Origin of the sequence: Flavobacterium gilvum, assembly GCF_001761465.1 — a bacterium.
Classification (GTDB): Bacteria; Bacteroidota; Bacteroidia; order Flavobacteriales; family Flavobacteriaceae; genus Flavobacterium; species Flavobacterium gilvum.
Map to the genome: position 1 here is coordinate 625,727 of NZ_CP017479.1, position 18,358 is coordinate 644,084.

At 36.4% G+C, this 18,358-nt stretch carries 16 protein-coding genes and 1 tRNA gene; 9 read left to right on the forward strand and 8 right to left on the reverse strand.

The window, feature by feature from the left end:
- Window positions 1–94 precede the first annotated feature (94 nt).
- A complete protein-coding gene (locus tag EM308_RS02705) occupies window positions 95–1,483 on the reverse strand; it encodes a dipeptidase (RefSeq protein WP_035639760.1) in 1,389 nt (462 codons plus the stop codon).
- 156 nt (window positions 1,484–1,639) lie between these two features.
- On the opposite strand from EM308_RS02705, the gene EM308_RS02710 reads away from it, so the two are divergent.
- Window positions 1,640–1,724: transfer RNA gene (locus tag EM308_RS02710), tRNA-Leu, on the forward strand.
- 408 nt (window positions 1,725–2,132) lie between these two features.
- Here the strand turns inward: EM308_RS02710 and EM308_RS02720 are convergent.
- Complete coding sequence (locus EM308_RS02720) at window positions 2,133–2,720, reverse strand: riboflavin synthase (RefSeq protein ID WP_035639764.1); 588 nt, start codon at window positions 2,718–2,720, stop codon at window positions 2,133–2,135.
- Between the two features lie 57 nt (window positions 2,721–2,777).
- Here EM308_RS02720 and pdxA point away from each other — a divergent pair, with 57 nt between their 5' ends.
- The 6 genes from pdxA (at window position 2,778) to accC (ending at window position 7,826) form a co-directional block, all read left to right on the forward strand.
- Window positions 2,778–3,827 (forward strand): 4-hydroxythreonine-4-phosphate dehydrogenase PdxA, encoded by a 1,050-nt coding sequence (pdxA, locus tag EM308_RS02725; RefSeq protein WP_035639767.1) that lies wholly within the window; start codon window positions 2,778–2,780, stop codon window positions 3,825–3,827.
- Window positions 3,828–3,911: 84 nt separating this feature from the next.
- Window positions 3,912–4,451 (forward strand): YceD family protein, encoded by a 540-nt coding sequence (locus tag EM308_RS02730; protein WP_035639770.1) that lies wholly within the window; start codon window positions 3,912–3,914, stop codon window positions 4,449–4,451.
- Between the two features lie 9 nt (window positions 4,452–4,460).
- The gene (gene rpmF, locus EM308_RS02735; RefSeq protein WP_035639771.1) at window positions 4,461–4,658 is read left to right on the forward strand and encodes a 50S ribosomal protein L32; all 198 of its coding nucleotides are present in this window, start codon (window positions 4,461–4,463) and stop codon (window positions 4,656–4,658) included.
- A 173-nt stretch (window positions 4,659–4,831) separates the two neighbouring features.
- Entirely contained in the window at window positions 4,832–5,830 is a 999-nt protein-coding gene (locus EM308_RS02740) for a beta-ketoacyl-ACP synthase III (protein ID WP_035639772.1), read from the forward strand.
- Between the two features lie 22 nt (window positions 5,831–5,852).
- Window positions 5,853–6,338, forward strand: coding sequence for an acetyl-CoA carboxylase biotin carboxyl carrier protein (gene accB, locus EM308_RS02745; protein WP_035639776.1), 486 nt, complete (start codon window positions 5,853–5,855; stop codon window positions 6,336–6,338).
- 141 nt (window positions 6,339–6,479) lie between these two features.
- Window positions 6,480–7,826 carry an acetyl-CoA carboxylase biotin carboxylase subunit gene (gene accC / locus EM308_RS02750; RefSeq protein WP_035639778.1) on the forward strand — a complete coding sequence of 449 codons (1,347 nt, stop codon included), beginning with the start codon at window positions 6,480–6,482 and terminating at the stop codon, window positions 7,824–7,826.
- A 556-nt stretch (window positions 7,827–8,382) separates the two neighbouring features.
- Here the strand turns inward: accC and EM308_RS02755 are convergent.
- The 3 genes from EM308_RS02755 to EM308_RS02765 form a co-directional block, all read right to left on the reverse strand.
- On the reverse strand, window positions 8,383–9,579 hold the full coding sequence (locus EM308_RS02755) for a C1 family peptidase (protein WP_035639780.1): 1,197 nt from the start codon (window positions 9,577–9,579) through the stop codon (window positions 8,383–8,385).
- Between the two features lie 87 nt (window positions 9,580–9,666).
- The gene (locus tag EM308_RS02760; protein ID WP_035639782.1) at window positions 9,667–11,568 is read right to left on the reverse strand and encodes a S9 family peptidase; all 1,902 of its coding nucleotides are present in this window, start codon (window positions 11,566–11,568) and stop codon (window positions 9,667–9,669) included.
- Between the two features lie 136 nt (window positions 11,569–11,704).
- Window positions 11,705–12,118 carry a hypothetical protein gene (locus EM308_RS02765; protein ID WP_035639784.1) on the reverse strand — a complete coding sequence of 138 codons (414 nt, stop codon included), beginning with the start codon at window positions 12,116–12,118 and terminating at the stop codon, window positions 11,705–11,707.
- Between the two features lie 236 nt (window positions 12,119–12,354).
- On the opposite strand from EM308_RS02765, the gene EM308_RS02770 reads away from it, so the two are divergent.
- Window positions 12,355–13,485 carry an NAD(P)/FAD-dependent oxidoreductase gene (locus EM308_RS02770; RefSeq protein ID WP_035639786.1) on the forward strand — a complete coding sequence of 377 codons (1,131 nt, stop codon included), beginning with the start codon at window positions 12,355–12,357 and terminating at the stop codon, window positions 13,483–13,485.
- The gene (gene mtgA, locus EM308_RS02775; protein ID WP_035639789.1) at window positions 13,470–14,213 is read left to right on the forward strand and encodes a monofunctional biosynthetic peptidoglycan transglycosylase; all 744 of its coding nucleotides are present in this window, start codon (window positions 13,470–13,472) and stop codon (window positions 14,211–14,213) included. The genes EM308_RS02770 and mtgA overlap by 16 nt, the downstream gene beginning before the upstream one ends.
- Before the next feature lie 77 nt (window positions 14,214–14,290).
- Here mtgA and EM308_RS02780 read toward each other — a convergent pair whose 3' ends face one another.
- The 3 genes from EM308_RS02780 to EM308_RS02790 form a co-directional block, all read right to left on the reverse strand.
- Window positions 14,291–16,498, reverse strand: a complete 2,208-nt coding sequence (locus tag EM308_RS02780; RefSeq protein WP_035639791.1) for a TonB-dependent receptor — start codon at window positions 16,496–16,498, stop codon at window positions 14,291–14,293.
- 63 nt (window positions 16,499–16,561) lie between these two features.
- Window positions 16,562–16,912, reverse strand: a complete 351-nt coding sequence (locus tag EM308_RS02785; RefSeq protein WP_035639794.1) for a hypothetical protein — start codon at window positions 16,910–16,912, stop codon at window positions 16,562–16,564.
- A 91-nt stretch (window positions 16,913–17,003) separates the two neighbouring features.
- Window positions 17,004–17,993 (reverse strand): aspartate-semialdehyde dehydrogenase, encoded by a 990-nt coding sequence (locus tag EM308_RS02790; protein ID WP_035639797.1) that lies wholly within the window; start codon window positions 17,991–17,993, stop codon window positions 17,004–17,006.
- Between the last annotated feature and the right edge of the window lie 365 nt (window positions 17,994–18,358).

Consider the following 18,358-nt stretch of genomic DNA (forward strand, 5'->3'; position numbering starts at 1 on the left):
AAGATGCATAAAAATTAAAAAGGGTTGGAATAATAAAAAATAAATCCGTTTATTCTTAGTTGAATAAACGGATTTAGATTTTTTCTGAAAAGTCTTATTTACTTAACTCCACAAAATATTTGTAAAACAGCGGAATGGTTTCAATCCCTTTCAGGAAATTAAAAATCCCAAAATGTTCGTTTGGCGAATGAATGGCATCACTGTCAAGTCCAAAGCCCATAAGTATGGTTTTGCTTTTTAGTTCTTTTTCGAATAAGGCAACAATAGGAATACTTCCACCTGAGCGAACTGGTATTGCCGGTACGCCAAAGGTTTCAGTATAAGCTTTGTTGGCAGCTTTGTAACCTATGCTGTCTATTGGAGTTACATAACCTTGACCGCCGTGATGCGGAGTAACTTTTACAGTAACTCCCGCCGGTGCAATATTCAAGAAGTGTTTGGTAAAAAGTGCTGTGATTTCTTCCCAGTCTTGGTTGGGTACTAAACGCATCGAAATCTTGGCAAAAGCTTTACTGGCAATAACCGTTTTGGCTCCTTCCCCGGTATATCCGCCCCAAATTCCGTTTACATCCAGCGTTGGCCGAATCGAGTTTCGTTCATTGGTTACATATCCTTTCTCGCCATACACATCATTTAAGTCGAGTGCTTTTTTGTAATTATCAAGACTAAAAGGAGCTTTGGCCATTTCGGCTCTTTCCTCCAGTGATAATTCTTCAACTTTGTCGTAGAAGCCCGGAATGGTAATATGATTGTTCTCGTCATGTAGGGAAGCAATCATTTTGGACAATACATTAATAGGATTGGCAACCGCCCCTCCATATAATCCGGAATGTAAATCACGATTCGGACCTGTAACTTCGACTTCGACATAACTCAAGCCACGCAGCCCAGTCGTGATAGAAGGTTGTTGATTCGAAATCATTCCGGTATCCGAAATCAAGATTACATCATTCTTTAGTTTCTCGTTGTTGTTTTCCACAAAGGTTTTCAGGTTGACGCTGCCAACTTCTTCTTCACCTTCAATCATAAATTTCACATTACAAGGTAAAGTATTGCTCTGAATCATGTATTCGAAAGCTTTTACGTGCATATACATCTGTCCTTTGTCATCACAGGAACCTCTGGCAAAAATGGCTCCTTCGGGATGAATATCTGTTTTTTTGATAACGGGTTCAAAAGGAGGAGAAGTCCATAATTCCAATGGATCAGCGGGTTGTACGTCATAATGTCCATAAACTAAAACAGTAGGCAATTTTGGATCAATTATTTTTTCTCCATATACAATTGGGTAGCCGGCGGTATCACAAATTTCGACAAAATCGCAGCCTGCATGCTCCAAGCTTGTCTTTACAGCATCGGCGGTGTCAAGGACATCTTGGGAGAAAGCAGTGTCTGCACTTACCGATGGGATTTTTAATAATTCTATTAACTCACTGATAAACCGTTCTTTGTGTTTTGTGACATATAATTTTATATCTTCCATTGAATCAAATTTTTTTATAAATCAAAAATACAAAAACTGAATGAATATTTTTTTTTAAAAAAATCTTTGAATATTGGAAGATATGATTATCTTTGCACCCACAAACGGTAGTTCACCGAACACCTCTTAAAAATTAAAATTTAGCGAGGTAATTACGCGGATATGGTGAAATTGGTAGACATGCCAGACTTAGGATCTGGTGCCGCAAGGCGTGTAGGTTCGAGTCCTATTATCCGCACCAAAAGCTTCTCAACTTGAGAAGCTTTTTTGTTTCAATCCCTTTCTTTGTTGGCTCTGCTGAATCCATTTTTGTTTTTTATTAAAAAAATAATATTACTTTTGTAAATTGTAACACACTTTTTAGGTTTGCTCTTAAAAACAATTTATTCCCCCAAATGAGCATGAAATTCTTAACTGACAAAATTATTTTATTCCTATTTATCATGCTCACTAGCATAAAAGGGTTTGCCGGTCCAGCCCTGCCTGCGCCTGCGCCAAGAGCACCAAATCTCCCACCTGGCCCTATAAACGACAACATAATTCTACTAATATTAGCAGGCACATTTTTAGGTATATACACCATACACAAACATAAAACAAACAAAAAAAGACCTACTTAAAGGTCTTTTTACTTTCAATATACTCCATATTATCTATTACCATATAATCTGGCAACATACTTCCCGATTACATCAAATTCCAAATTTACTTTACTCCCAACAACAAACGAGTTAAAATTAGTATGCTCATAAGTATATGGAATAATTGCCACACTAAAATTATTCAACCCCGAGTCTACAACTGTCAAACTCACACCATTTACAGTAATAGACCCTTTTTCTATTGTAATGTTTTGCAGAGCCGAATCATATTCGAATGTGCAAAACCAACTTCCATTAGTTTCCTTAATCGAAACACAAGTCCCTGTCTGATCAACATGCCCCTGCACGATATGACCATCCAAACGATCTCCAAGCTTCATCGCTCGCTCTAAATTAACATTATCACCAACCTTCCAATTTGAAATATTGGTTTTTTTTATCGTTTCCCCTATTGCAGTAACCGTATAACGATGCCCCTCTATGGCAACTACTGTAAGACATATACCATTATGAGCAACACTTTGGTCAATTTTCAATTCATCAGCCATTGCAGATTCTACCGTGACATGAATATTATCCTGTTCTTTCTCAATCCTTTGTACAACACCAAGAGTTTCAATAATTCCTGTAAACATTTCTTATTTTATTTTACTAAATTTGCACTTCAAAATTAGCAATAAATAACTAGTGCCATTATGAAAAAAGCAGAAAATATAATCGTAGGAATTTCAATAGGAGATTTAAACGGTATTGGAAGCGAAGTTGTCCTTAAAACATTCGAAGACTCTCGAATGCTTGAACTATGCACCCCTGTTATTTTTGCCAACGTAAAAATACTTTCGTTTATCCGAAAAAACTTCGAATCATCTGTCGCTTTACACGGCATTGACAAATTGGACCAAATTGTTATCGGCAAAGTCAATGTATTGAATCTTTGGAGAGAAGGAATCGATTTGAACTTTGGAACAAACGATGAAAAAGTCGGCGAATATGCTATAAAATCATTTGTTGCCTCCACCAAAGCCCTAAAAGATGGTGATATAGATGTTTTGGTGACTGCTCCTATTAACAAATACAATATTCAATCGGAATCATTTAAATTCCCCGGACATACCGACTACCTTAATCAAGAACTCGAAGGAGACGCATTAATGCTGATGGTACAAGACAACCTGAGGGTTGGATTACTAACCGATCACATTCCGATTAACGAAGTGGCTTCTCATTTGACCGAAGAATTAATCTTTAAGAAAATCGAAACCATCAATCAAACTTTAATTCAGGATTTCAGCATCAACAAACCTAAAATTGCAGTTTTAGGACTTAATCCGCACTGTGGGGATGGAGGCGTTATTGGAACTGAAGACGACAAAGTACTGAAACCGGCCTTAAAAAAATTATTCGACAAAGGAACTTTAGTTTTTGGTCCATTTGCTGCTGATGGTTTCTTTGGAAGCAATCAATATGAAAAATACGATGCCATTATTGCCACTTATCATGACCAAGGCTTAATCCCTTTCAAAACATTATCTTTTGGAAACGGAGTAAACTACACTGCCGGGCTAAATAAAATAAGAACTTCGCCGGATCATGGAACTGCCTATGACATTGCCGGGAAAAACAAAGCCGATTATAACTCCTTCAAAGAGGCAGTTTACCTTGCTATTGACGTTTATAATTCAAGAAATCAATACGCCGAAATAAGCCAAAAGCCTTTAAAACCTAAAGAAAAACAGTTATAAACAAAAAAAGGTGAATAACATTATTGGATTTCTAATTATTTTATATCTTTGCACTCCCGAAGTTTAGGGCAAATTGTTGTTGAAATGAGCAAGTCAAAAGAATATGTAATTCCTTTCGTAGGATTAAAGCTAGGGAAACACAAATTTGAATATCAAATAGATAATGCGTTCTTTGAAATCTTTGATTATAATGAATTTCAAAATTCAGACATCAGAGTAAATGTAGTTTTTGACAAAAAAAGCAACCTATTTGAAATTGATTTCAAACACAAAGGAACCATAAATGTTCCTTGCGATCTAACAGGCGAAGATTTTGATCTACCCATAAAGGGAAAATTAAAACTAATTGTCCGATTTGGCGACACGTTCAATAACGACAATGAAGAATTGCTGATATTGCCTTTTGGTGAATTCGAAATTGACATCGCTCAATATATATATGAGATGATTGTCCTTTCGATACCACAAAGAAGAGTACATCCAGGAGTAAAAGACGGAAGTCTGAAAACCGAAGCTCTGACAAAACTGAAAGAATTAGCAATTGAAGAACAAAAGAAAGAAGAAAAAGAAGAGAATACAGACCCGCGTTGGGACAAATTAAAGGATCTATTAACGGATAAATAATATACTAAAATGGCACATCCAAAGAGAAAAACCTCTAAAACTAGAAGAGACAAAAGAAGAACACATTACAAAGCTACTGTAGCTCAAATCGCTACATGTCCAATCACTGGAGAAGCACATTTATACCACAGAGCTTACTGGCATGAAGGTAAAATGTACTACAGAGGACAAGTTGTTATCGACAAATCTGAGGTAGCTCTTGCTTAATACGTTTTTGTAGACAATACTAGAACTCTCACTTCGTGAGAGTTTTTTTTGTTGTTTATAATTTACCACAAATAAGAAACCCTAAAATCATTAGTTTGGTTTTTTTTTGTAATTTTAAAGCCTTTTAAAAATTTTGCAAATGGTAACATTTGACAATAAATAATCGCATATAAATGAGTACAATTACAGCCGCAATTACCGCAGTTGGTGGTTACGTTCCCGACTTTGTTCTTTCAAACAAAGTTTTGGAAACAATGGTCGACACTAATGATGAATGGATAACCACTCGCACCGGAATTAAAGAAAGAAGAATACTTAAAGACGCCGATAAAGGAACTTCTTTTCTTGCTATAAAAGCTGCCGAAGATTTAATAGCAAAAGCAAATATTGACCCACTTGAAATAGATTTAATTTTAATGGCAACTGCAACTGCAGACATGCCTGTTGCTGCAACAGGAGTATATGTAGCAACTGCAATTGGCGCCACAAACGCATTCGCTTACGATTTACAAGCTGCTTGCTCGAGCTTTCTTTACGGAATGTCAACTGCTGCAGCTTACATTCAATCTGGAAGATACAAGAAAGTATTATTAATTGGTGCCGATAAAATGTCATCAATTGTCGATTACACAGACAGAGCCACCTGCATTATTTTTGGTGATGGTGCCGGAGCCGTTCTGTTTGAACCAAATTACGAAGGACTTGGCTTACAGGATGAATATTTGAGGAGTGATGGTGTAGGACGCGATTTTCTTAAAATTCCAGCAGGAGGATCTTTGATACCCGCTTCGGAAGAGACTGTAAACAACAGACAACACAATATAATGCAAGATGGCAAAACTGTTTTCAAATATGCAGTTACCAATATGGCTGATGCAAGTGAATTGATTTTAAAAAGAAATAATTTAACCAATGAAAATGTAAATTGGTTGGTTCCTCACCAAGCAAACAAACGTATCATTGATGCGACAGCACACAGAATGAACCTCGAAGATTCCAAAGTATTGATGAATATTGAAAAATACGGGAACACTACTTCAGCAACACTACCTTTAGTGCTTTACGATTTTGAACACCTTTTGAAAAAAGGAGATACTATCATTTTTGCCGCCTTTGGTGGTGGCTTCACTTGGGGATCGATTTACTTAACTTGGGCCTACGACAAAAAATAAATAAAACTAAAACCGAAATATTATGGATTTAAAAGAAATTCAAAATCTAATCAAATTTGTAGCAAATTCAGGTGTTGCAGAAGTAAAATTAGAAATGGATGATGTTAAAATCACCATCAGAACCACTTTGGAAGGAAACGTTACAGAAGCAACCTATGTTCAACAATTGCCTGTACAAAACGCACTTCCTCAAGCTGTCGTACCACAACAAATAGCAGCTGCTCCAGTTGCAGCTACTCCGGAAGCCCCAGCTGCCGAAAACGCTAATTACATTACGATAAAATCACCTATGATTGGAACTTTTTACAGAAAACCTGCTCCAGACAAACCAATGTTTGTAGAAGTTGGTAAAGCTGTTGCAAAAGGTGACGTCCTTTGTGTTATCGAAGCCATGAAATTATTCAATGAAATTGAATCTGAAATATCTGGTAAAATTGTAAAAATATTGGTTGACGATATGTCTCCAGTAGAATTTGACCAACCATTATTCTTAGTAGATCCGTCTTAATTTTAGATTTTAGATTTTAGATTTCAGGGTTAGATTTAATTTTTCTGTGGTTTATAGTAAATATTTACTGCAATCATGATTTATTTCCGATACCCATTTGTCTAATTATCTAAATTGTCTAATTATCTAATTTTAAAAAATATGTTTAAAAAAATACTAGTTGCAAATAGAGGAGAAATTGCACTTCGCGTTATCCGAACATGCAGAGAAATGGGCATCAAAACTGTTGCCGTTTATTCTACAGCCGATGCAGAGAGCTTACACGTGAAATTTGCAGATGAAGCCGTTTGTATAGGACCTGCTCCAAGTAACTTGTCTTATTTAAAGATGTCCAATATAATTGCAGCTGCTGAAATTACAAACGCAGACGCAATTCATCCCGGTTACGGATTCCTTTCCGAAAACGCAAAATTTTCTAAAATTTGTCAGGAACACAATATCAAATTCATCGGAGCGTCTCCAGAAATGATTGACAGAATGGGTGATAAAGCATCTGCAAAAGCCACAATGATTGAAGCAGGTGTCCCATGTGTACCAGGTTCCGAAGGAATTTTAGATTCGTATGAAGATGCTAAAGAAACCGCTGCAAAAATAGGATACCCAGTAATGATGAAAGCTACTGCCGGTGGTGGTGGAAAAGGGATGAGAGCTATCTGGAAAGAAGAAGATCTTTCCAAAGCTTGGGAAAGTGCCCGCCAGGAAGCCGCTGCAGCTTTTGGAAACGATGGGATGTACATGGAAAAATTAATCGAAGAGCCTCGCCATATCGAAATTCAAGTAGTTGGTGATGCTTACGGTAAAGCCTGTCACCTTTCAGAAAGAGACTGCTCCGTTCAACGTCGTCATCAAAAATTGACCGAAGAAACTCCTTCTCCATTTATGACCGACGAATTGCGTACAAAAATGGGAGACGCAGCCGTAAAAGCTGCCGAATACATAAAATACGAAGGTGCGGGAACTGTAGAATTTTTGGTAGACAAACACAGAAACTTCTACTTCATGGAAATGAACACACGTATCCAAGTAGAGCACCCTATCACAGAACAAGTTGTTGATTATGACTTAATCCGCGAGCAAATCTTAGTTGCTGCTGGTGTGCCAATTTCAGGAAGAAACTACCTTCCACAATTACACGCTATCGAATGTCGTATCAACGCCGAAGATCCATACAACGACTTCAGACCGTCTCCAGGAAAAATCACTACTTTGCATATGCCAGGTGGTCACGGAGTACGTCTAGACACTCACGTTTACTCAGGTTATACGATTCCGCCAAATTACGATTCTATGATTGCCAAATTAATTACTACAGCCCAAACTCGTGAAGAAGCTATCAGTAAAATGAGAAGAGCATTAGACGAATTCGTAATCGAAGGTATCAAAACAACCATTCCATTCCACAGACAATTGATGGATGACCCAAAATACATTGAAGGAGATTACACCACGGCTTTCATGGAAAGCTTCAAAATGAATGATCCTGAATAATAAATCCAATACCAAAACCCATTCTCAACCGAATGGGTTTTTTTTATACCCACAAATTACTTCCAAAAAAATTTATTTCCTTAGGGCGTGCCACCATCTAGAAAAAAGGGCCACATACTTTGTCGTCATTACCCTTTTTCCTAGCTGCTGTCGGGCTATCCGCGCTACTTCGGTAGCTAGCTCCTATCCCTCACGCACAATGTCTTTAAGTTAAGGATAAAAAACCATCGTTTTGTCATTCCGAGGCACGAGGAATCTCACTAGAGACTCACCTTAAGTGATTTCTCCTCCGTCGAAATGACATAAAAAAAGCTTAACTTAATGACATTGCCCTCACGCATGCAAATCAAAACCTTTTGTGACCAACAAGATATTACCCAAAAAAATCAATAAAAAACCTGTCATAATTAACTCATGACAGGTTTTTAATCCCCCTCTGGAGGGGTGGCTGACCCGAGCGACAGCGAACAGGTGAAGCAAAGCCGGGGTGGTACAACGATGTTTTTAAAAAAAAAATTAAACATCCCACTCCTATTCAAAAAGAGAGCAAAATAATTTACACCCCTATTTTCTTAATAATATCAGACGGAACACCGCCTTTATTAACCATCAGCGAAGTTGTTTTGTATTTCACAAAATTCTTGCTTACATACAAATAACCTTTATAATCATTGGTTGCTCCCCATGAATTTTTCACGATATAATATTCTTTCCCCATTTGATCTTTGGCAATCCCTACAATATGCATCGCGTGATCATCTGTGGTTTGATAATTATCAAATGCTTTCTGACGCAATTCTTCGGTGATTTCCAATTCTGATTTTGGACCGTTAAACATATTTTCCTTTTCAACAGCAGTCATATCATCAAACTTTTTAGTAGGAACATAAGCAACGCCGTTTTTCCAACTAAAGCTTTTTTCGCTCACATCCGATGCCCAAGCAACAGTATAACCGTTTTTCAACGCATTGTCAATGATAGTTGTCATATCGTTCATCTTAATATTGTAAACCAAATCAAATGACCAGTTATCTGGAACCATCATCATTGTTTTTGTGTAATAAGGAACATTTGCATACGATGCAAATTCAACATACTCATCTGGATTGATTCCTACTACTTCTTTGGCAAAAGTTTGTGGTGTGTAATTTTTCCCTTTGTATGTAAAATTTTCTGGAACTTGCCCCAAATAAGAGTCAATTACAGCAGCATAAGCTTTCTCCCAATTTGGCGTTAATTCCCCATTAGGATTTTTTACAATGGCAGCCAGCATTGCTTCTGTCAAACTAGCCATCTCAGCAAACTTATTTTTCGAAGTGCCATAATTCAAACCCGTATAAACTGATTGTGGTACAGCACCATATTTTCTGTACATATTAATTACATCATGCAATTCACCACCGTCTCCCAAACTTACGGCACCATGCATACGAACATAATTTTTTCCTTTTTCAACATAAGCGTTTCGTGCCGAAAAAACCTGTGATAATTCTACAGGCTGTTTTCCCATTCTAATCATTTCGGATTCCAAAAAAGAATTTGTGGAATAACTCCAGCAAGTTCCAGAAGAACCCTGATTTTTTACGGAAGTATTAGCCAAATTAATTACATCGGTAAACTTGAAACTTTCTGCGCTTTTCTCGCTTGCATTTACTTTCAATGAATTGACTAATCCGTCTTGAGCTTCCATCGAATGAGAACCTACAACAAGGGTTGTCGCAATAAAAAACAATTTAATTGGTAATTTATACATCTTTAAAATAAGTTAAGGTTTTGCAATAAGTATCGACAAATAACAAATCGTTACGAAAATGTTGCAAAAATAATAATCAACTTCAAATTACAAAGTTTCTTTAAGCCATTTAAAAAACTCTTTTTGCCAAACCTGAGCATTTTGAGGTTTCAGAACCCAGTGGTTTTCTTCAGGGAAATAAAGCAATCGGCTTTTTATTCCACGCATCTGTGCTGCCTGAAAAGCTTCTTGTGCTTGTCCTATTGGCACCCTGAAATCAATTCCTCCCTGAATAATCAAAATGGGTGTATTCCAGTTTTGAACATAATTGATAGGATTGAATTTAGTATATGCTTTTTGTGCAACAGCATTATCTTTTTCCCAGTAAGGACCACCAAAATCCCAATTATTAAAGAAAACCTCTTCGGTAGTTCCAAGCATACTTTGTGTGTTGAAAACACCATCGTGTGCAATAAAAGTTTTGAATCTGTTTTTATGAATTCCGGCCAAATAAAACACAGAATAACCACCATAACTAGCACCTACACAACCCAAACGAGTTTTATCCACATAACTTTCTTTGGCTACATCATCTATAGCTGAAAGATAATCGTCCATAACCTGTCCGCCCCAATCTTTACTGATTTGCTCATTCCACGCTACTCCGTGACCCGGCATTCCGCGACGATTTGGAGCTACAACCACATAACCATTGGCAGCCATTAATTGAAAATTCCAACGGAAAGAATACGATTGTGTCAATGGAGATTGTGGCCCTCCTTGGCAATATAAAAGCGTTGGATATTTTTTGGAAGCATCAAAATTTGGAGGCAAGATTACCCAAACCAACATTTTTTTTCCGTCTGTTGTTGTAACATAACGTCTTTCGGTTTTACTTAATGCTAATTTAGAATAGGCATCTGTATTTACATTTGTCAATTGTTTCCAAGTATTTTTCTTCAAATTATACAGGAAAATTTCCGCCGCATGATTCATATCGTTTCTGGTAACAACCAAATTATCTCCGGAGAATCCAACCAAATCATGTACGTCAAAATCGCCATTTGTAACTTGTTTTACGGTAATAGCAATTTTGGTCAAGCCAGGAAAATTAACCTCAAAAACTTGTAAAGTCCCATCAATTGCCGCTATAAAATAAATCTTTTTCCCGTCATTGCTCCATTTAAAACTGCTAACCGTTCCATCCCAATTCGCCGTAAGATTAATTTTGGTTCCTTTGTAACTAACAATCAAATCGTTTTTATCCGACTCATAACCGTCGCGTTTCATTTGCAGCCAAGTCAAATCTCCTGTTGGAGAAAATTGTGGCGCAGTATCATAACCAAAATTCCCTTCGGTTCTGTTAATGGTTTTTCCTGATTCTAAATTGTATTCATAAATATTGGTATCTGTAGAAAGAGCGTATTCTGTACCCGCTTTTTTCTTGCAAACATATACGATGCTTTTTCCGTCTGGCGACCAATTGTAATCCTCATCACCTCCGAAAGGTTTTTGCGGACTGTCAAAACGTTCACCTTTCAAAATATCAATTCCTTGTGATCCTTCTTTGTTTTCTTTAAAAAATACATGATTGTATTTCCCAACATTCCAGGTATCCCAATGGCGATAATCCAGACCATTATAGATTTGAGCATCAGATTTATCAAGATTAGGATAAAAGTCTTTCCCCAAAACATTATCAATTTTCACCTCTTCGTTGTAAACAATGTATTTTCCGTCTGGAGAAACATTTTTATCTACCAAAACATCTTTGGTATCTTTAATTTCTGTTACAGCACCGGAATTGATGACAACGGTAAAATATTTGGAACTGGATTTATTTTCTTCAACTGAGGGGATCGATACTTTGTAAACAACATTTTTCCCGTCTTTTGAAATTCCTAATGGGGTAATTCTACCCAATTTCCAGAGTAATTCGGGAGTCATTACATTTTGGGCATTTGCTGTCAAACTCATCATTGTTAACATTAAAAAGAGCGTTTTTTTCATAATTATTTAAAATTCATATTCAGATCTCAAATATAATACTATAATTCTCAATTTGAATAAATTATGGTTCATAAAAAAAGATTAAAAAAGAACGAATTCTTCTTTAATCCAGTCAGTATTAAAATCTTTTGAGAGACTAATGAATTATAAAAATTTCAACCGTTAACAGTGTAATAAAAAAACACAACAGAAGTACAATAATTCCAGCAACCGTAATCTTTTTTATAAATGATTTTTCCATCTTTTTGACATGGGAATCCATTGTGGCCATATCGTTATATTTTGCTAAAGATTCGATTGTCTGTTTGTATTTGATCCATCCTCCGCTCAGGAAAATCTGCCTTCCGGCTTCGGTCAAATCACATCGAAATCCTTGATTTTTTTCTAACACAATAAGTCCCTTATGCTCTAAAATTTCGGCAAACAATTTTGAGTTTTTTAAATTAAAACCGAATTCGTCCTTAAAATTAATCCTCATCATAAATTGTGATTTGGACATATTAAGCAGTTTTAAATTAATTTCAATAAGTTCATCAATATTTTCAAACATAACCGTTTATTTATTTTTATTGGCTCCGACCACTCTTTTGGTTTATTCTTTCAATCCGAAGCAATGATTTGTTTTTTAAGTCTAATATTACAGCGCAATTATGATGCCAAATCAATATTTTTTTAAACATTAACACATTACGGGCATAAAAAATCATTTATATCCGTTACTACATTCAAAGCTCAACATTCAAAAAAAACTATAAAATTTATTTAATTTTATCAAAAAAAAATCAAATGCAGCTAAGCTATTGGGAATTAAAAAATTGGTTCACAAATATTGACTTCACTATCGTAGGCAGCGGAATTGTAGGCCTGCACGCGGGATTACGCTTACGCGAAATATACCCAAACAGCAAAATTCTGATACTCGAAAAAGGAATCTTACCGGAAGGAGCAAGCACTAAGAATGCTGGATTTGCCTGCTTTGGGAGTATCTCAGAAATTATCGAAGATTTAAAAACTCATACCGAAGAAGATGTTGTCCAACTCATTCAAAAAAGATGGAACGGACTTCAAATATTGAGAAAAAATTTAGGAGATGCGACTATCGATTTCAAACCTTATGGCGGATATGAACTTTTTTTAAAAGAGGATGAAAGCAGTTTTCAGGAATGTTCGAATAAATTGCCTTTTATAAATGAAGTACTTAAACCAATTTTTAAAACCGATGTTTATGCCAAAGAATTAGATCGATTTGATTTTAGCGGCATTAACGAATATCTGATTTTCAACCCTTTTGAAGCTCAAATTGACACCGGAAATATGATGCAGTCACTTCTGAAAAAAGCGGTTGAGCAGGATATTTTAATTCTCAATCAACAAACCGTTACTTCTTTTCTGGATAACGAAAATAATGTCGAAGTTGCACTTGGTGATTTTAGTTTTACTACCAAAAAATTATTGTTTGCCACCAATGGTTTTGCCGACGAACTAACCAAAGGTGCCGTAAAACCAGCAAGGGCTCAGGTTTTAATCACAAAACCAATTCCTAATCTGGATATAAAAGGAACTTTTCATTTGGACAAAGGCTATTACTATTTCAGAAATGTTGGAGATCGAATACTACTTGGTGGCGGCAGAAACCTGGATTTTGACACCGAAACTACGACCGAATTTGGTCAAACAGAAATTATCCAAAAAAAATTGGAGGACTTATTAAAAAAAGTAATTTTGCCCAACCAGGAAGTCCAAATCGAGCACCGCTGGAGCGGAATTATGGGCATTGGTAACAGCAAAAAACCGATTGTATCCCAACTATCTGAAAACGTGTATTTTGGCGTTCGGCTTGGTGGAATGGGAGTGGCAATCGGAAGTTTAATAGGAACAGAATTAGCAGATTTAACTAAAAAATGGCAACCAAAATAACTCCCAAAAAAACAACTAGAAAACCCGCCAAGAAAGCCAAGAAAGGTTTTATAGCTATAGTATTTTCATTTCTACTAAAAATTTTTTTATGGTTTTTTCCTATTTCAATAGCTTTTGTAGTCCTTTTTAAATTTGTACCTGTTCCACTTACTCCCTTAATGGTAATCCGCTATTTTGAGAACAAAGCTGCTGGAAAGGAAATTCATTTCAGCCACGATTGGGAGCCCATCGAAAATATTTCCATGAATTTACAAAAAGCGGTAATTGCCAGTGAAGACGGAACTTTCCTAACGCATAATGGCTTTGATTTTATCGCGATGCAAAAAGCCTATAAAAACAATGAAAGAGGCCGAAAAATAAAAGGCGGAAGCACAATCTCGCAACAAACCGCCAAAAATGTTTTTCTTTGGCAAGGCCGAAGCTATCTCCGAAAAGGCCTCGAAGCTTATTTTACGGTTTTAATAGAAGTTATTTGGGGTAAAAAAAGAATTATGGAAGTGTACCTCAACAGCATCGAAATGGGTGACGGCGTTTATGGAGCCTACGCTGCAACAGAACACTGGTATCGAAAAGACGCATCGAACCTCACCTTACAGCAAGCCGCAGGAATCGCTGCCATTTTGCCCAATCCCAGAAAATACAAAGCCACCAGCTCTTCCTCTTACATCAACCGAAGAAAAGACAAGATTGTGAGCGTTATGAAGCATATCGGCAAGATTGAGTATTAAAAGAATGACCGCAAATTCGCAAATTAAGAACTAATTGAAGTTTTATAATTTGCGAATTTGCGGTAAATAATTTCCTTTTAAAATTTAAAAGCCGCTCCCAAAACAAAATTTCTTCCCAGATTGGGTATTCCTGATGTTGCCAGTCGGGATAAATGCGGAATATACGTTTTGTTCAGTAAATTGTTCCCGTTCAGGTTTAGGTCAAAAGCAATTTTTCCCAATTTTACTTTGCCTCCAAAACCCATATTCAGCAGCGTATAACCATCCGATGGAATATCAAAACCGCTTACTTTCTTTTGGGCGAAAGTTGTCGAAACATTCAGGGTGGCAAAAGCGTCTTCAATCCAATTACCTAGTTTAAAATTGGTTCTTATGGTGTTATCCCAATTATTGGCCGGAATTTGAGGCAAATAACCTCCATCCTGTAATTTCCCAGTAACATTTTCAAAACTAGTTTCAAAATGCAACCAATCCAAAGGGTGAGGATGAATATGCAACGCGACTTCTCCTCCATACAAATTGGCATTATTCTGAATATAATCATACACCTTAAATCCATCAAGTTCTTCCCCTGTGGGCGACGAATAAATATAATCGTTGATGTGATTATAAAAACCACTCACACTAAACTCAAAATGGGTGCTTTTGTATTCCAGATCCAAATCGGTTTGCAGGTTTTGTTCGGTTTTCAAATCGGGATTTCCTATTTCATAACGAAAAGTCCCCTCATGAACGCCATTGGATGACAATTCAGCCAAATTCGGTGCCCTGAAACCCGTTGCTGTATTCAATCGGAAAGACAAATCCTTGGCAAAATTGGTTTTGTATCCCAACGAAGCATTGAAACTGTCATAGTTTTTATTGAGTGCCGAAAAATATCCTTCGGTGCCAACTACTCCATGTTCTTCTGAAACTAAATTTCGGTAATCAAAACGAAGTCCTCCCTGTAACGAGCTTTCATCCCAATTGTAAATCCCGGTTCCAAAAACACCAAAATCATTTGTCGTTGCGTTTGGAATCAAAAACTCATCAGCCAGATTTTTATTTTCCTGAGACATTCCCTGAACACCAACAATGGTTTCTACTTTACCCAATTTTGGTAAATAGTATTTGACATTATAATCAAATGTGTTCAAAATCATGTGTAAAACAGCAATATTACTGTCTTCAAACTCGCTTCGATCATTTCGGATATATCCTAAATTTATATCCAATTTTGAATCACTGAAAAACAAAGTATTATTCAGCGAAAGCAGATTATTGAAAACACCTTGTTTGGGAAAAGTTGTTTTCTTGCTCGTAGTTTGGTCTGCAATTCCGTCTTCGGGAATTCCCACATCTAGATTGTTGTAGTTATATCTTAAAATACTCGAAAATTTGGCATTACTATAACCAATTCCGGCCTTGAAATCCATTTCCTGAAAACGGGTGTTGGTTACACGATCACCATCGGGAATTTTATAATCGGATTGAGTATTATATGCGCCTCTTATCAAATATTTCCAATTATCAGTAGATGTTTTCAAACCCAAAGTTGTACTCGCTCCAAGCGTATTTGAAAACAAACGCTGCCCAAAATCTCCCTGAAACGTATTCGCCAAAGCAAATTTTTCGGGATTAAAAAACAAAACTCCTCCCAACGCATCCGAGCCATAAAGAAGGGACGCGGGACCTTTTATAACCTCGACATTTTCTACTCCAGAATCGTTGAGCCCCAGTCCGTGTTCGTCACCAAACTGTTGATTTTCCAATCGAATTCCCTGAGTATAAACCAAAACCCGATTTCCGCTCAACCCCCGGATTACGGGTTTTCCAATTGATGTTCCCGTAGAAACCTGCGAAACGCCAGGAATTGTCGCCAAACCTTCTATCAAAGTGGCACTCCCTTTTTCCTGCATCGTTTTGACACTTTCTCGGTCAATTTTCATCACGTTTTGAGATTGTAATTTGGAAAAAGGAGTTGAGACAATAACCTCATCCATTTGGAAAGCCAATTCTGCCATAACTACATCGAGTGTATGGGTGTTCTGTGCTTTTTCAATCTTTTTACTTTGAGTTTCAAATCCTATCGATGAAAACACAAGTGTTAATCCACCATTTGGGAGTTCTCTCAAAGTATAATTACCATTTACATCGGTTTTTGTTGATTTATGCAATTCTGAAGCATCGACGATAACTCCTGCTAAAGGATTATTTTTAGAATCGGTAACTTTCCCTGTTATTGAATTTTGTGCCTGCAAAAAAGTGGTAATTCCCACCAATAGGGCAACTATATATCTTTTCATATAAATTTATTTTATTGTTAAATAGCAAATACACAAAAAACATTGAGTTCTTATGTCAAAAATTTAATCAATAAAAAAAGGAGGCGCCCGCAGAGCAAAAAGACTTCCTTTAAAAAATTCGGTAATTTGTTTGGATTTGGAAAAAGTACATCCAAAGGGTATAATAACTTCCTGAAATTCATAAGAAGCAATTTCGGCAGAAATAAAATTACTTATCTTAAAATCACAAACATAACAATGATCAAAATTATGATGTTGATGCGTAATTTCATGTTTGGATGAATAGGTATGATGGCATTTTTTTTCAGAAAGTTGTTGTGCCAAATGCTCGTAACTATGCACTGACTGAAACAGCATTGCAAATAGTATTGCCAATGCCAGAAAAGAATTGAGTATGACTTGCCTTTTTTTCATCCAAAGCAAAGGTAGTTATACAAAAGAAAAAATCCGATTAACTTAATAATTATTTAAAGTTAATCGGATTTAGGAAATTATTAAAATGGTTTTATACCAAATTATTGGCTACTAAATATTCAGCAATTTGAATAGTATTTGTTGCAGCTCCTTTTCTCAGGTTATCAGCAACAATCCACATGTTCAAAGTATTTGCCTGACTTTCATCACGACGAATACGTCCTACGAAAACTTCATTTTTACCTTCAGCATATTTTGGCATTGGGTAAGTAAAAGTATCCAAATTGTCTTGAACTACTATTCCTTCCGTTTGGCTCAAAATAGTTCTAACTTCGTTTACATCAAAATCATTACTGAATTCAACGTTTACCGCTTCGCTATGTCCGCCTACAACCGGCACACGTACTGCAGTAGCAGTAACTTTGATTGAATCATCACTTAAGATTTTTTTGGTTTCTTTAACCAATTTCATCTCTTCTTTAGTGTATCCGTTATCTTCAAAAACATCACATTGTGGGATACAATTACGGTTGATTTCATATTTGTAAACCATATCACCTTTTACTCCGGCAACTTCGTTTTCAAATTGTTGAACCGCTTTTACACCTGTTCCCGTGATGGATTGGTAAGTAGAAACGATTACTCGTTTTACATTATATTTTTTATGCAAAGGAGCCAAAGTCAACACCATTTGAATAGTCGAGCAGTTTGGGTTTGCAATGATTTTATCCTCTTTAGTCAATTGGTTTGCATTGATTTCCGGTACAATCAATTTTTTGGTCGGATCCATTCTCCAAGCCGATGAATTATCGATAACGGTTGTTCCTGCAGCAGCAAATTTTGGAGCCCATTCTAATGAAGTTCCTCCTCCGGCAGAGAAAACAGCGATATCGGCTTTCATATCAACAGCGGTTTGCAATCCCACTACAGTGTGTTTTTGTCCTTTAAACTCAATTACTTTCCCTACTGATTTCTCAGAAGCGACAAGGATTAATTCTGTATATGGAAAATTTCTTTCTTCTAATACTTTCAACATTATCTCGCCAACCATTCCGGTAGCCCCTACAACTGCTAGTTTCATTGTATATATTTTAAATTCTTTTATTTTTTTGATGCACAAAAGTATGTATTATTCAAAACATAACAAGCGTCTTCACAAAAATTAACAAATTGTTATAAAACAAACAAACCTTTTTAAGTTGCTGAGATACTAAGATGCTAAGTTTTTTTTGTAGCAGAACATTTGTTTTTTCTTTCAAGAATCCTCCAGCTGTTCGCTTTATCTGTGGTCCCGAACCCCGAGACCACAGGATGCCGCTACCATCTGGGCTAACTACAACTTTTCTGCTTTTTAGCGATTACAAAAAAAATCGAAAAATTCAATAACCGAACTATAAGGTTCTAACTTTTGTCTTAGCCTCTTAGAGACTTAGAATCTTTTCTTAT

Coding starts and splice junctions, on each gene's coding strand:
- EM308_RS02705 (WP_035639760.1), bottom strand. CDS start 1,483: ATGGAAGATATAAAATTATATGTCACAAAACACAAAGAACGGTTTATC.
- EM308_RS02720 (WP_035639764.1), bottom strand. CDS start 2,720: ATGTTTACAGGAATTATTGAAACTCTTGGTGTTGTACAAAGGATTGAG.
- EM308_RS02730 (WP_035639770.1), top strand. CDS start 3,912: ATGAGCAAGTCAAAAGAATATGTAATTCCTTTCGTAGGATTAAAGCTA.
- rpmF (WP_035639771.1), top strand. CDS start 4,461: ATGGCACATCCAAAGAGAAAAACCTCTAAAACTAGAAGAGACAAAAGA.
- EM308_RS02740 (WP_035639772.1), top strand. CDS start 4,832: ATGAGTACAATTACAGCCGCAATTACCGCAGTTGGTGGTTACGTTCCC.
- accB (WP_035639776.1), top strand. CDS start 5,853: ATGGATTTAAAAGAAATTCAAAATCTAATCAAATTTGTAGCAAATTCA.
- accC (WP_035639778.1), top strand. CDS start 6,480: ATGTTTAAAAAAATACTAGTTGCAAATAGAGGAGAAATTGCACTTCGC.
- EM308_RS02755 (WP_035639780.1), bottom strand. CDS start 9,579: ATGTATAAATTACCAATTAAATTGTTTTTTATTGCGACAACCCTTGTT.
- EM308_RS02760 (WP_035639782.1), bottom strand. CDS start 11,568: ATGAAAAAAACGCTCTTTTTAATGTTAACAATGATGAGTTTGACAGCA.
- EM308_RS02765 (WP_035639784.1), bottom strand. CDS start 12,118: ATGTTTGAAAATATTGATGAACTTATTGAAATTAATTTAAAACTGCTT.
- EM308_RS02770 (WP_035639786.1), top strand. CDS start 12,355: ATGCAGCTAAGCTATTGGGAATTAAAAAATTGGTTCACAAATATTGAC.
- mtgA (WP_035639789.1), top strand. CDS start 13,470: ATGGCAACCAAAATAACTCCCAAAAAAACAACTAGAAAACCCGCCAAG.
- EM308_RS02780 (WP_035639791.1), bottom strand. CDS start 16,498: ATGAAAAGATATATAGTTGCCCTATTGGTGGGAATTACCACTTTTTTG.
- EM308_RS02785 (WP_035639794.1), bottom strand. CDS start 16,912: ATGAAAAAAAGGCAAGTCATACTCAATTCTTTTCTGGCATTGGCAATA.
- EM308_RS02790 (WP_035639797.1), bottom strand. CDS start 17,993: ATGAAACTAGCAGTTGTAGGGGCTACCGGAATGGTTGGCGAGATAATG.